We start from the raw sequence: 12,167 nt of genomic DNA, 5'->3' as shown, positions 1-12,167 counted from the left end.
TGAGTTATTAATGGCTTTATCTAATAAGAGATTTACTTCTTTTTCACTTAAGAGCTTCGGCAATGACTGTCCTGTTTTTGGGCTGTCAAAGTCTAAAGTTGGATTGTCTGTCCTCACGCCTTCAGCATAAAGAAATTTATAAAACTGACGTAAACAAGATAATTTTCGCGCTGCTGTGCTCGCTGCAAATCCTTGTTTTTCTAAATACTTTAAATAATTACGAAGATCATCGGGTGTTGCGTTTAGTAAATCAGACTTTATATTTTCTAAAAATAATTCAAGGTCTTTGCGGTAGCTCTCAAGTGTGTTTAAAGAAGCCGCTCTTTCCGTCAAAATCATCTCTAGAAAGAGTTCTATTAGACTTTGATCATTCATTTTATTATCCGAAATTGGCGCTAAAAGTCATTTTGAACAAGCGATTCTAAAATTACCGCTCGCGCTTCCCTCTCAAGGCCAAAGCTTCTTAAAATCCGCACAATAGTTCCAATGCCAGAAGGGTCAAGATATCCCGGACCTTCATCACCCATTGCAATAAGGCTTAATATAATTGCTTCCGCAGGTTTATTTTCACCAACGGCACGTATCATTTCACGCCAAACACCATATGAAATAGATGCCACATTTTCGAGTTGGTTGTTGCTCACCAATTCTGCCCATTTCGTTTCGGAGACGCGGTGACCTGATGCTTCCGCCATTACATAAAATAATGTGGCGCGACCATCGCGATTTTCAGGCGATAAAACCATTTGCCCATTCCACCATAAGTCAAGAATGTCATCTGACCACGGCACTGAGTTACTTTCATCCGTTAACACAAATAAAGGCCAAATATTTATTAATGCTCTCGTCGCATCAGCATTGCCGCCCAGGGCAGAACGGCGGACAAAATCATACCATTCGCGCGCACGAACGTATTCACCGGCCAGCAATAATCCTCTGGAAATATGGTGTGCATGATTAATCATTCGAGGAGCGGGATTGATAGATTTCAAAGTTTCACTATTCAATTGGGCTTTTCGAGACATATCGTTGTTAAGCGCCGCTCTTTTCCAGATCGCCTCTAAGGTTTCTGCTTTATCAACATCTGTTGCTTGTCGCGCTGCAGACTGGAACAACAAAACATCGGCCAAAGGGCGTTCATCAAATTCTGCCATACGCACAGCATTTTGATATTCCATTTGACTAAATTCTTGTAGATCGTAAATGCTTTTAAGGACATCCGTAGCGACACCACCGGACTGGTTGCTTTTTATAGCTGCTTGAAATCTGTTTGTAGCTTGAATATTAGGGTTTATTACCATTGCACTAAGAATAAGCGGCGAGCTATTTTCAATTAATTGAGCATCAATCGGCTGATCGAGCAGAGAAAGCATTGTATAATTGAGCGGATCAAGTTCCGTCAAACCTGCGCTCATAAAAGCAAGGCGCCTAGATGGTTCTTCCATAAGTTTATTGGCTAAATCAAGAAAGACAAAATCAATTTGGTCTTGTTCCCGAAGCATATCTAGGGCGATTTGCGCACCAGATTCATTCTCTTCCATAATGCGGCAAAAAACGGTCATTTTTGACCAAAAAATATCTTCATTATTAGCTTGTCTACTCATTGAGCCAGAAGCGCGTGCCTTTAAATTAGACATTTGACAAGCGCCAAGCAAATCACCACCCAACAGCAGTATTTCGGCATTTTTCTGGTTTGCTTCAAGCGTTTCATCGGGCATATTTTGAATGAATAGAACTAAATCTTCTAAATTACCCCGTTCAATAAGTTTTGATGTTCTTAAATTAATAAATCTTTTTAAAAGTCTCTCATCAAAAGATATTGCAGGGATTTCTTCGTTTTCATCTTCTGCAGTTAAGGGTTTAATATCAAGCGGCACTCCCATAGGGGCTGTTGTCACAGAAAGCAGAAGTTTTCTTGCAATTTCATCCATCACAGGTGATTTGGAAGGTAGCTGCAGAGCTTCTAATAATTTTGTCACTTTTTCAAGATCTGAAGGCTGCCAGATGTTTTTAGGAAGACCGCGCATATTATTCAACGTGCCATAGGCCGATTTATCTTCAATTTCTAAAACTTCTTCTTCAGCCGCCAAGATATCTTCTGCTTGCTCAACGGAGCCAGCTAATTCGCCACTCGCTAAATTTAGCCTCTCTTCGGCCGCTTCAAGAATTTCACTTTCATCCGGGAAATAGGGGCCTGGAACATTTGCAGGAAATAAAATAGACCTTGGGTCCGCCGCAGCTTCTGCCGCTTCTTCAATCGCAGACACAACATCTGCATTTTCTCTCGCGTCCTGTACACGAATTTGTGCCGTCGACGCATTAATGGCGGCAACAGAGGTTAACGTCGTAAATAAAAAATATTTAATAGAAGCATTCATCAACATTAACTGTCCATTTATTTATTGCGGGAACATATCGTCTGGAAGGGTTTTCTCCACACGTTTACTAGGGGCGGGGATATCCGCTGTCATTAGATAAATGCCTGCACCAACAAGTCCTAGCACAATTAAAATAATAAGAAATAGCCATATTTTTGCCATTGGTAAATTGACCTCAGTAAGAATATAAAAAGAATTGTTTAAAATTATGCAACATACTAACCCCGTCACGGTCGAACGTAAAGTGTGCTTTGAAACTCGTTGAAAAATATGTTTATTTCGTGGCTAATTAGGCGAAACACATGTAAATAGAAGAAATAATGAATAATTTTATTAGAAAAAGAAAAAAAAGCCTCGCACCACGCTTAAGATACCCCTTGAGAAAAAGCATTTCTCTTGTGGGATTAATGGGCAGCGGAAAAACAACTATTGGTGTGCGCCTCGCCAGACGTTTACATATAAAATTTATGGATAGTGATCAGGAAATTGAAGCCGCTGCTGGGCACACGGTAAATGAAATTTTCGAAAAATTCGGCGAAGAAGATTTTAGAAAAGGTGAACGTAAAGTCATTAATCGCCTTATCACACAAGATAAAAAAATTGTCCTCGGCACTGGTGGTGGTGCATTTATGGATCCGAAAACACGCGGCCGGCTGAAACGACAAACAATTGTTATTTGGCTAAAAGTTGATGTGGATTTACTCGTTGAGCGAACATCAAAAAGGGATACGAGGCCGCTACTTAAAAAAGGGAATCCAAGAAAAATTTTAACCAATTTGGCTAATGAGCGGTATCCCGTCTATGAAGAGGCGCATATTGTGGTCCAAAGCGGCCAAGGGCCACATGATAAGGTTGTAAATGATATTATTTGGAAGCTAAATAAATATTTAGCCATAGAAAAAAAGAAATATCAAAAAAGACAAGCGCGACAAAAAGCGCGCGCTGCTACAAAAAGTGATAACAAAAATCAGATAAAAAACGTTGGAAGCAATGAAAAAAACGACAGTTGATCTAGGCGCAAGAAGCTACGAAATCCTTATCGGTGAAAATATCCTTGATGAGGCTGCGACATATATTAGTCCTCTTTTGAATAGGCCGCGCACAGTCATTATTACTGATGAAAATGTTGCGAAACATCAATTGCTGCGCCTCGAAGCAAACTTAAACAATAGCACCGTTCAGTTTGAAACCATTGTTTTGCCCGCCGGTGAAGCAACCAAATCCATGAAAATGTTCAATTCGCTATTGGATCAGTTGTTAAGCATGAGACTAGAGCGCAGCGATACCATTATTGCCCTTGGCGGCGGCGTTATTGGCGATCTTGTTGGGTTTGTAGCGAGCGTTTATTTACGTGGCATTGATTTTATCCAAATTCCCACGACCTTACTTGCGCAAGTGGACAGTTCCGTAGGCGGCAAAACAGGTATCAATAGCAAATACGGCAAAAATTTAATTGGTGCCTTTCATCAACCAAGGCTGGTTTTAATTGATGTTACCACGGTAGAAAGCCTAGAAAAGCGGCACATAATCGCTGGTTATGCCGAGGTGGTTAAATACGGCTTGATAAATGACGCGGACTTTTTTAATTGGCTCAAAGAAAATGGCGAAGCACTCATTTCTGGCCCTACCGATAAAAGCAGGGCACTCAGAACGGAAGCCATCTTAAAAAGTTGTGAAGCGAAGGCTGCAGTGGTTGCAGAAGATGAAAAAGAAGCTGGTTCTCGTGCCCTCCTTAATTTAGGGCATACATTTGGTCATGCCTTTGAAGCAGAAAACGGCTATAATGATAATCTTTATCATGGCGAAGCGGTTGCAATGGGTATGATTATGGCATTTGATTTATCAGAAAAAATGGGCCTTTGTGAAAAAGAAGAATGCGACCAAATTCGTCTTCATTTTAATACTGTCGGCGCACAAAAAGCATCAGCATTTAACTTTGATGTTGATAAACTCTTGCACCATATGAAGGGCGACAAAAAAATGTCCGATGGGAAACTGACTTTTGTTATTGCCCGCGGCATCGGAAAATCATTCCTTTCAAAAGACGTTGATATGGAAGATGTCAAAGCCGTATTAAAAAGCGCTTTAAAAGGATAATTTTCAAAAATGGAAACAGAGCTTATCATTGCATTGGTGTCTATCATCCTCCTGATTGTATTTTCAGGGTTCTTTTCTGGGTCGGAAACCTCTTTAACGGCGACATCAGCATCTAATATGCACAAACTGTCAAAAGAAGGAAATGCCAAAGCGGGCCTAGTCGAAAAACTGATGTCTGATCCGGAAAGCTTAATTGGCGCTATTCTGCTTGGAAATAACCTCGTTAATATTTTAGCGTCAGCACTTGCGACCTATATTTTCATTGAGTTTTTTGGCGAAATTGGCGTAGTCTATGCCACATTTGCCATGACTGCTTTGGTACTCATCTTTGCAGAAGTGATGCCAAAAACCTATGCCATCTCTAATCCGGAAAAAGTTGCATTAAAAGTAGCACCTACAATCAATGTCTTGGTGAAGCTTTTAGCCCCAATAGTGAGACTTATACAATTAATTGCTCGCATTACACTAAGATTAATCGGCATTAATACGCGTGATAATCAGAAAGTTTTAAGTCCTCATGATGAGATAAGGGGCGCCATTGATTTACAAGCACATGAAGGCGGTATCTTTAAAGAACATAAAGATATGTTGGCCGGAATTTTAGATCTAGACGATATTACGGTCGAAGACGTGATGGTTCACCGCAAAAATGTAGAGACGATAAATGCCTCTGACGACATAAAAGATATTTTTGAACAAATTATTAAAAGTTCTTACACCCGTCTGCCAATGTGGGAAGAAAATCAAGATAATATCATTGGTGTCGTTCATGCTAAAGATGTATTAAGAAGCACAAAACAAAATAAAGAAGATTTTGACCATGTCGCACTAAAAGACATTGCCATTAAACCTTGGTTTGTGCCGGAAACGACAACACTTCGTGATCAATTAAAAATGTTCCTCTCACAAAAAGCGCACTTTGCGCTCGTTGTAGATGAATATGGCGCGCTGATGGGGGTAATCACATTAGAAGATATTTTAGAAGAAATAGTGGGCGATATTGCCGATGAACATGATACGATCAACAGTGACATTAAAATTCTAAAAACCGGAGCTGTTGTTGTGGAGGGCTCGATACCAATTCGGGATTTAAACAGGCAATTTAATTGGAATTTAAGCGATGAAGAGGCCACTACAATCGCTGGGTATGTTATTGATGAAGCTGAAATTATCCCACTGCCGGGTGAAAAATATAAAATCAGTGATTTCACTTTTGAGATTTTAAAAAGAAGCAAAAACCAAATCACGCTGATTAAGATTTACCCGCCTGAAGAGGATGAAGATTAATCTTTATTTTTTATGATATTTAACATTTCTTCAATCTGGCTTTGTTTCATATTTCTAATTTCTCGGTTTAAGAGATTAACCAGTTCTGTGGCTTCGGCGCTTAATCCAGAAGTATTCACCACGATACGAGGGTGAGAGATTCTCGCCAAGCTTTCTAGTTCTTCTGCTTCGTCCCATATAATATTAAAAAAGCTGATAATTTGTTGAATTAGCGGCCAAGAGGGGCGGCCACGATGACCATGTTCTAAGGCTGATAAATAAGCCGAGCTAATCGCAAGTTTTTTTGCCATTTGTTTTTGGCTAATGCCGCGTTCTTTTCTAAGTTCTCTTACTTTTTCACCAAACGGGGTCATGTCAACCTCTTTAAAATAACATAAAGCGCACCGCCCCCGCCATCAGAAGGCTGCGCATCTTGAAAGGAGACGACCATATGGCGCATGGAACCGCCGGAAAGCCACATCGGGACCTCACGCTTTAAAACACCATGACCATTTTCAAAGTCACGAAATCGATATGCGTCATACTCTCTTTTAGGGCCTCCTTTGCCAGTAATCACTAATATAACGCGCTTTCCAAAACGTTGCGCCCTATCTAAATATTTATGAAGCTTTTCATGTGCCTCTGCACATGTCATGCCATGCAGGTCAATCTTACCTTCTGGCTTTATTTTGCCGCCTTTAAGCTTTTTGGACCAATTTTGATCTTTATCTTTTAACGTTTCATGATTGGAAAATTGTATGAAGGCCTTTTTAGGAGCTGGAGCTTTTTTCGGAATTTGAACATCAAACCTTTTTTGATGGCTTGCGGAAGTCTTGTTATCATGGAGATCAGGCATTATCATAACAGACGATAGTTTTTTGACATCACACGTATAGCGCTGCCAAAGTTTTTTTTCCTCCTCCGTTAAATTGCGTTTCGTCATTATTTCTCAAACTCTTTAGTCAAAGCATGTGCAACGTTTTTTGGCACCAATAAATAATATGTGCCTATATCTTTCATGGGGCCTGCTTTTTCTTCTGCTTCGTCGCCGATCCCCCAATAAACATCGCCGCGCACTTTCCCCTTTATGGCACCGCCTGTGTCCTGGGCGATGACTAATCTGTTTAAATGAGAAATGCGCTCAAGGTTTTCTTTATCCGTTTCTTTTTCTTGATATGTTTCAAGCCATAAAGGCATGCCAAGCGGAATAAATTCACGGTCAACAGCAAGCGATCTACCCGGGGTTAATCCGACGCCTAGACTTCCAACCGGCTTGTCGCCCGTGCGTTCTTGAAAGAAAACATAAGAGGGGTTTTTCCACATCAATTCATTTGACTTTTCAGGGTTCTTCGCCATCCAATCCAAGATCGCTTGTAATGACATATCCTCACGCGCAACATCACCGCTTTCAATTAAATATTGCCCAATCGCACGGTAAGGACGCCCATTGCGCTGCGCATATCCCAGGTGAACAACATCACCATCTTCAAGCTCAATAAATCCTGAACCTTGAATTTGAAGAAAAAAAGTTTCTTCCGGCTTTTCTAACCATACCAATTCTAAATCTTGATTTTCCAGCGCCCCCATATCAATTATTTTACGGTCTTTATAAGGAACAAACTTTCCCCCCGTCACTTCACCAACGATCGATCTACCGGAAAGTCTTTGATCAAAAAGACCTAAATTAATTGCTTGCAAATCTTCGGGCACCCCAAAAAGAGGCGCCTTAAACTTATCTGTTCTCTCTCTTGAGCCTTTATAAAGCGGGGCATAATATCCTGTGAATAATCCCTCTTCTGGCTCATAAAATGAAAGTGGAGAGAAGAATTCTTCAAAAAACCTCTTTGCTTTCTCGGATGATGGCATCGCCATCGCTAAAGCATCTTGGCAGGCCTCTTTCCAATCGAGCGCCACGCCAAACCCATTATATTCGCGGTCATCGGGATATTTAATCAGGCGCTCGCAAGAAATTTTAAACGATTGAAGAGCCTGGTCATGATCATCAATATTCCAACCCTCCAATTGATCAAATGATACGATCTTATACGTAGGAATTATTTGCACATCTTCTATAGGGGGACGCAAAACATAATATACAGAGAGACAAAACAACCCAAAAAGAAATGTAAGAGTTGATTTTTGTATCATTTCGCTTTTCCGTTCACCTTTAATAAATTTTTTAAGCTTCGCTGGTTGATACGAGAATCCAGTTTGGGTCTTTGCGTTTTACATCACGGCAGAAAGTCCAAATGTCAACAATGGGTGCTACATTTTCAGTATCGCCATCAACAATATTCCCGTCCCGGTCTTTAATTACAATTGTCATATGACTATTAAATCGCACAGTAAGTTCAGCCATAGAACCGTCGATACTTGCATCAACCAATTCTATCTTTTCAACATCCGCAAGATTATTCTCGAATATCTTACCTTCTTCTTTCATTGCTTTAATGGCATTATCAAATTCTTCACAAACGTCTTTACTTAAAAATTGCTTCAACGTCTGAATATCGCCTGACCAAAATGCGTTCAAAATCATACCGTACGCATATTCAGCACCGTCAAAAAAACTTGGGAGCGTAAACGATCGATCAAAACCATTTATTTGTTGCAAAACACTATAATGAGGCGACGACGGGCTTACGCCAATATCAGCAGACTTTTGAGCAGGAGTTTCTTTAGCGGCTTCGGCGCCAATACCATCACGTATTGGCACAATATTATCTGCTTCAGCTGTATTTTTTTCAGATGCGTTTTTTGGATGGCTGCCTTGAAATGGGTTTTTGTTTTTATCTTCGTCTTTTCCATCATAGCCATCGCGTCGCCCTAAAGTGCGTCTTAATTGTAATATAATAAAGCCCGCAACGAAGGCGATGATTATAAGAGAAAGACTTTCTGAATCGTTGTTCATTTTTTATCCTGAAAATGTTTTGGACTGATAATATAAACATCATGCCCTTGGCGTTTCTATATTTAATACTATATTAGATAAACCATCATGTATATATTATGAAACAATATTTCAACAATCTGGACTATTTATGCCATTAATATTTTTAATTACCTTTTTTACGGCAATCTATATGGAGTTTATTGTATTTGCTGAAGTCGCAGATGGAATAGGCACACTTTCAGCGCTCTTGTTAACGATCGTAACGGCCGTACTTGGGATTTATATCATTCGACAAGAAGGCTTAAAGGTTCTGTTGAATATGAAACAAACCGTTGATCGCGGTGATAGTCCAGTAAAAGACATGATTCATGGCTTCTTTCTGGCTGTCGCTGGTTTCTTTTTTCTAATGCCGGGTTTTATAACGGACTCAATTGCAATTTTACTAGCTATTGCACCAATTCGAGAAATGCTTGGCAATTCAATGGTAACCGCCGGCAAAAAAAATTATCAAACCCGCCCAAGGTCATCACATTCAAGTGGAATTATCATTGATGGAGAGTTTGAGGAAGCTGGAGAATCAGATATATCGGATATCGAAAAAATTGAAGACGATAATAAAAAGGAAGATGATATTTAAGCTTCTAGGCCAAAAAATAAGCAACATATCTTATTTTTAGCCACAATAACTTGTATCATGCGTAAAACCATGATAGCAGACGATTAAATTTTAGATTATTATTTTAGGAATAGACGAAATGTCAGATAATACAGAGCAAAATGATGCAGCCGCTGAAGTTGCCGGTAATGAAATTCAAATTACAATTCTAGGCCAATATATCAAAGACCTATCATTTGAAAACCCAACTCCAGCACAAACAATTCAGAAGCTTTCAACTGAACAGCCTTCTATGAACATAAATGTTAATTTAAATGCACAACAAGTTGGTGAAGACATATATGAAGTTGACCTAAAAGTTACGGCAACCGCGCAAGCAAACGAAGAAACAGCATTTGTTGCAGAACTTTTATATTCTGGCCTTTTCGGAATTAAGAACCTTCCTGAAAATCAATTACAACCATTCTTAATGGTTGAAGCACCTCGCCAAATCTTCCCATTTGCGCGCCGTATTTTATCTGATGTAACGCGCGATGGTGGTTTCCCGCCGCTTATGTTAGAGCCAATTGATTTTGCTGGCCTTTATCAGCAACAACTTGCTCAAGCGAATGCACAGAATGAAGCAGCAGCTGGCGAAGATGATATTGTGGTAAACTAATTATCACTCATTTTTAAAGTAAAGTGGCTCTCTTTTGAGGGCCATTTTTTTTGCAAAAATTACCAAATATTGTTTTCAATTTTTCCGATAAACTCTTTATGTCTCTTAAGTTCTTCTTCAGAAGCAGAATGGGCTCTCGGCTCACGAAATGATCTGGTAATTTCTAAAGAGGCTCCATTAGTTTTGGAAACATCCTTTTCCTCTGACATCAAACCAAGTCCAGTTTGGCGTCCCCCCATAAGTTCAAGATAAACATCTGCAAGCAGCTCTGCATCAAGTAAGGCACCATGTTTCACCCGGTTAGAATTATCAATAGAAAAGCGTTTACATAAAGCATCAAGGGTATTATTTGCGCCTGGAAATTTCCGCCTTGCAATTGAAAGTGTATCAATGGATCGTGACGCAGGGTATGTCGAAAAGCCAAGGTTTTCCATTTCCCAGTTTATAAATTTCATATCAAACTCAGCATTATGAGCAACCAATTTCATATCACCGCAAAAGTCCCTAAAGTCAGCAACGATTTCACTAAACGTCGGTTTATCTCTTAAGAATTCTTCCGTAAGCCCATGAACGTTTAACGCTGCCGTTGGCATATCCCGTTCAGGGTTGATGTATACATGATAGTTTTCGCCTGTTGGAATATAATCCTCAACAACAACACAGCCAATTTCAACAACCCGATCGCCATTAAATGGATCAAACCCCGTTGTTTCCGTATCAAAGACCACTTCACGCATTAATATCATTCCTTATTTCTTTAATAATCTGCTGAACTTGAGCCCTAGCATAATCAAAACCTTTGTCCGTTTGTACTATAAAATCTGCTTTTTCACGTTTTTTTGCATCAGGCATTTGGCTAAGTAAAATATTTCTAAACTTTTTCTCTGTCATTCCGGGACGTGATATTACTCTTTCTTTTTGAACATTTGCTGGCGCTGAGGCCACCACAATATAATCACATTCGCCTTCATATGATTTTTCAAAGAGAAGCGGTATATCAAAGACGACTATGTCGCCATTAGCTGAATTTACAAAATCAGATCGCATATCACCTACCACTGGATGGAGTATTTTTTCCAATTTTCCGAGTGCTACATTATCACCAAATACTTTTTCCCCTAATAATTTGCGGTCAATTTTATTTTGTTTTTTCACACCCGAAAATTCTTTAGAAACGATATCAACGGCCGCACCGCCATCACCAAGCAAAGCATGAACCGCGGCATCACTATCAAATACTGGTATGCCCGCCTCTTGAAACATTTTTGCCGTTTCGGTTTTTCCCATTCCTATTGAACCAGTCAGCCCTATTTTTTTCATGAAAGGGCCTTTAAAATATGATCTCTAAGGCCTTGGTCTACGTTAGGATCAACTCCAAACCATTTTTTAAACCCCGGTGCCGCTTGATGAAGTAGCATACCTAGTCCGTCTATTGTTTCATTACCGCGATTTCGCGCATTTTTTAATAATTCCGTTTCTAGGGGAGAATAAACGATGTCATAAACGCTCGCACTTTTCGGTAAATTATCCAAAGATAATTCTAATGGTCTTTGCCGAGTCATCCCTAAAGTCGTTACATTAACGACGAGTGCCGCACCATCTAATGCGTCTTCACGGGCCTCCCAATCGATTATATGAATTCTTTTATAGTCAATTTCTTTTTTTAAATTTTCAGCACGTTCTTTTGTTCTATTGGTTAATCGAACTTCTGGCACACCGTCATCCAGCAAACTAACAAGCGCGGCACGTGCAGCGCCCCCAGCACCAATAATGACCACCGGACCATTCTCAGCTTTCCACCTTTTTGTTGTTTGTTTTAAATGAGTTAGAAATCCAACGCCATCCGTGTTGGAACCAATCATTTTACCTTTTTCAAAATAAACCGTATTTACCGCTCCTATTTTACGTGCCTTTTCATCAACTTTATCAACAAGTTTTAAAACGTCTTCTTTATGGGGGACTGTAACATTGATACCTGCGATGCTTTTCTCGTTTAATGACTTTATAAAAGAGGGAAGCTCTGCAGATGTAACGTGAAAAGCTTCATATTCACCATTAATATTATATTTAGAAAGCCAATACCCATGAAGACATGGGGACAAACTGTGGGAGATCGGGTCCCCAATAACACCAGCAATTATTTTCTCTTTGTTAGTCATTTAAAAGGTTTAATTCTCTTAGTTTTTGAATTAGTGGTAACAACGGCAATCCTAAAATATCATTATAATCACCATTTACATCAGAAAAAAGCTGAATACC

Annotated in this window: 15 protein-coding genes; 5 read left to right on the top strand and 10 right to left on the bottom strand. The window is 39.6% G+C overall.

Translation table 11 applies throughout. The features are described 5' to 3' along the window. The 3 genes from ACTF6W_RS03965 to ACTF6W_RS03955 form a co-directional block, all read right to left on the bottom strand. Window positions 1–375: site-specific integrase (locus ACTF6W_RS03965; protein ID WP_438993246.1), on the bottom strand; the 375-nt coding region annotated here is incomplete at its 3' end. 20 nt (window positions 376–395) lie between these two features. Beyond that, window positions 396–2,378, bottom strand: coding sequence for a hypothetical protein (locus tag ACTF6W_RS03960; RefSeq protein ID WP_438993245.1), 1,983 nt, complete (start codon window positions 2,376–2,378; stop codon window positions 396–398). Between the two features lie 21 nt (window positions 2,379–2,399). After that, the gene (locus ACTF6W_RS03955; RefSeq protein ID WP_438993244.1) at window positions 2,400–2,540 is read right to left on the bottom strand and encodes a hypothetical protein; all 141 of its coding nucleotides are present in this window, start codon (window positions 2,538–2,540) and stop codon (window positions 2,400–2,402) included. Between the two features lie 158 nt (window positions 2,541–2,698). On the opposite strand from ACTF6W_RS03955, the gene ACTF6W_RS03950 reads away from it, so the two are divergent. From ACTF6W_RS03950 to ACTF6W_RS03940, 3 genes are read left to right on the top strand one after another with little or no spacing between them, the layout of a single operon-like run. Next, on the top strand, window positions 2,699–3,388 hold the full coding sequence (locus ACTF6W_RS03950; protein ID WP_438993243.1) for a shikimate kinase: 690 nt from the start codon (window positions 2,699–2,701) through the stop codon (window positions 3,386–3,388). Beyond that, entirely contained in the window at window positions 3,369–4,475 is a 1,107-nt protein-coding gene (aroB, locus tag ACTF6W_RS03945; protein WP_438993242.1) for a 3-dehydroquinate synthase, read from the top strand. The genes ACTF6W_RS03950 and aroB overlap by 20 nt, the downstream gene beginning before the upstream one ends. A gap of 9 nt (window positions 4,476–4,484) precedes the next feature. After that, the gene (locus ACTF6W_RS03940; protein ID WP_438993241.1) at window positions 4,485–5,762 is read left to right on the top strand and encodes an HlyC/CorC family transporter; all 1,278 of its coding nucleotides are present in this window, start codon (window positions 4,485–4,487) and stop codon (window positions 5,760–5,762) included. On the opposite strand, the gene ACTF6W_RS03935 is transcribed toward ACTF6W_RS03940, so the two are convergent. From ACTF6W_RS03935 to ACTF6W_RS03920, 4 genes are read right to left on the bottom strand one after another with little or no spacing between them, the layout of a single operon-like run. Further along, complete coding sequence (locus ACTF6W_RS03935; RefSeq protein ID WP_438993240.1) at window positions 5,759–6,115, bottom strand: helix-turn-helix domain-containing protein; 357 nt, start codon at window positions 6,113–6,115, stop codon at window positions 5,759–5,761. The two genes, ACTF6W_RS03940 and ACTF6W_RS03935, sit on opposite strands and share 4 nt — an antisense overlap. Beyond that, entirely contained in the window at window positions 6,112–6,684 is a 573-nt protein-coding gene (locus tag ACTF6W_RS03930) for a Smr/MutS family protein (protein WP_438993239.1), read from the bottom strand. Before ACTF6W_RS03930 ends, ACTF6W_RS03935 begins: the two co-directional genes overlap by 4 nt. Further along, on the bottom strand, window positions 6,684–7,889 hold the full coding sequence (mltA, locus tag ACTF6W_RS03925) for a murein transglycosylase A (RefSeq protein ID WP_438993238.1): 1,206 nt from the start codon (window positions 7,887–7,889) through the stop codon (window positions 6,684–6,686). Before mltA ends, ACTF6W_RS03930 begins: the two co-directional genes overlap by 1 nt. 31 nt (window positions 7,890–7,920) lie before the next feature. Continuing rightward, the gene (locus ACTF6W_RS03920; RefSeq protein ID WP_438993237.1) at window positions 7,921–8,652 is read right to left on the bottom strand and encodes a Tim44/TimA family putative adaptor protein; all 732 of its coding nucleotides are present in this window, start codon (window positions 8,650–8,652) and stop codon (window positions 7,921–7,923) included. A 130-nt stretch (window positions 8,653–8,782) separates the two neighbouring features. Here ACTF6W_RS03920 and ACTF6W_RS03915 point away from each other — a divergent pair, with 130 nt between their 5' ends. Together ACTF6W_RS03915 and secB are read left to right on the top strand one after the other, a co-directional pair. Then, the gene (locus ACTF6W_RS03915) at window positions 8,783–9,271 is read left to right on the top strand and encodes an FxsA family protein (RefSeq protein WP_438993236.1); all 489 of its coding nucleotides are present in this window, start codon (window positions 8,783–8,785) and stop codon (window positions 9,269–9,271) included. A 118-nt stretch (window positions 9,272–9,389) separates the two neighbouring features. Next, window positions 9,390–9,908, top strand: coding sequence for a protein-export chaperone SecB (gene secB / locus ACTF6W_RS03910; protein ID WP_438993235.1), 519 nt, complete (start codon window positions 9,390–9,392; stop codon window positions 9,906–9,908). A 59-nt stretch (window positions 9,909–9,967) separates the two neighbouring features. Here the strand turns inward: secB and dnaQ are convergent, their stop codons facing one another. The 3 genes from dnaQ to ACTF6W_RS03895 are packed head-to-tail and all read right to left on the bottom strand — an operon-like array spanning window position 9,968 to window position 12,067. Then, on the bottom strand, window positions 9,968–10,645 hold the full coding sequence (dnaQ, locus tag ACTF6W_RS03905) for a DNA polymerase III subunit epsilon (RefSeq protein WP_438993234.1): 678 nt from the start codon (window positions 10,643–10,645) through the stop codon (window positions 9,968–9,970). Beyond that, window positions 10,638–11,228 (bottom strand): dephospho-CoA kinase, encoded by a 591-nt coding sequence (coaE, locus tag ACTF6W_RS03900; protein ID WP_438993233.1) that lies wholly within the window; start codon window positions 11,226–11,228, stop codon window positions 10,638–10,640. Before coaE ends, dnaQ begins: the two co-directional genes overlap by 8 nt. Then, window positions 11,225–12,067, bottom strand: coding sequence for a shikimate dehydrogenase (locus tag ACTF6W_RS03895; protein WP_438993232.1), 843 nt, complete (start codon window positions 12,065–12,067; stop codon window positions 11,225–11,227). The genes coaE and ACTF6W_RS03895 overlap by 4 nt, the downstream gene beginning before the upstream one ends. Window positions 12,068–12,167: the final 100 nt, after the last annotated feature.

This window comes from Pseudemcibacter sp., assembly GCF_965661635.1.
GTDB lineage: Bacteria > Pseudomonadota > Alphaproteobacteria > Sphingomonadales > Emcibacteraceae > Pseudemcibacter.
This window is presented reverse-complemented; position numbering and strand designations above follow the sequence as displayed.

Excerpts from the sequence above, each read along its gene's own strand:
- ACTF6W_RS03895 (WP_438993232.1), bottom strand. The coding sequence starts at position 12,067 with ATGACTAACAAAGAGAAAATAATTGCTGGTGTTATTGGGGACCCGATC.
- ACTF6W_RS03950 (WP_438993243.1), top strand. The coding sequence starts at position 2,699 with ATGAATAATTTTATTAGAAAAAGAAAAAAAAGCCTCGCACCACGCTTA.
- secB (WP_438993235.1), top strand. The coding sequence starts at position 9,390 with ATGTCAGATAATACAGAGCAAAATGATGCAGCCGCTGAAGTTGCCGGT.
- dnaQ (WP_438993234.1), bottom strand. The coding sequence starts at position 10,645 with ATGCGTGAAGTGGTCTTTGATACGGAAACAACGGGGTTTGATCCATTT.
- ACTF6W_RS03915 (WP_438993236.1), top strand. The coding sequence starts at position 8,783 with ATGCCATTAATATTTTTAATTACCTTTTTTACGGCAATCTATATGGAG.
- ACTF6W_RS03920 (WP_438993237.1), bottom strand. The coding sequence starts at position 8,652 with ATGAACAACGATTCAGAAAGTCTTTCTCTTATAATCATCGCCTTCGTT.
- ACTF6W_RS03930 (WP_438993239.1), bottom strand. The coding sequence starts at position 6,684 with ATGACGAAACGCAATTTAACGGAGGAGGAAAAAAAACTTTGGCAGCGC.
- ACTF6W_RS03960 (WP_438993245.1), bottom strand. The coding sequence starts at position 2,378 with ATGAATGCTTCTATTAAATATTTTTTATTTACGACGTTAACCTCTGTT.
- ACTF6W_RS03955 (WP_438993244.1), bottom strand. The coding sequence starts at position 2,540 with ATGGCAAAAATATGGCTATTTCTTATTATTTTAATTGTGCTAGGACTT.
- aroB (WP_438993242.1), top strand. The coding sequence starts at position 3,369 with ATGAAAAAAACGACAGTTGATCTAGGCGCAAGAAGCTACGAAATCCTT.
- mltA (WP_438993238.1), bottom strand. The coding sequence starts at position 7,889 with ATGATACAAAAATCAACTCTTACATTTCTTTTTGGGTTGTTTTGTCTC.
- ACTF6W_RS03935 (WP_438993240.1), bottom strand. The coding sequence starts at position 6,115 with ATGACCCCGTTTGGTGAAAAAGTAAGAGAACTTAGAAAAGAACGCGGC.
- ACTF6W_RS03940 (WP_438993241.1), top strand. The coding sequence starts at position 4,485 with ATGGAAACAGAGCTTATCATTGCATTGGTGTCTATCATCCTCCTGATT.
- coaE (WP_438993233.1), bottom strand. The coding sequence starts at position 11,228 with ATGAAAAAAATAGGGCTGACTGGTTCAATAGGAATGGGAAAAACCGAA.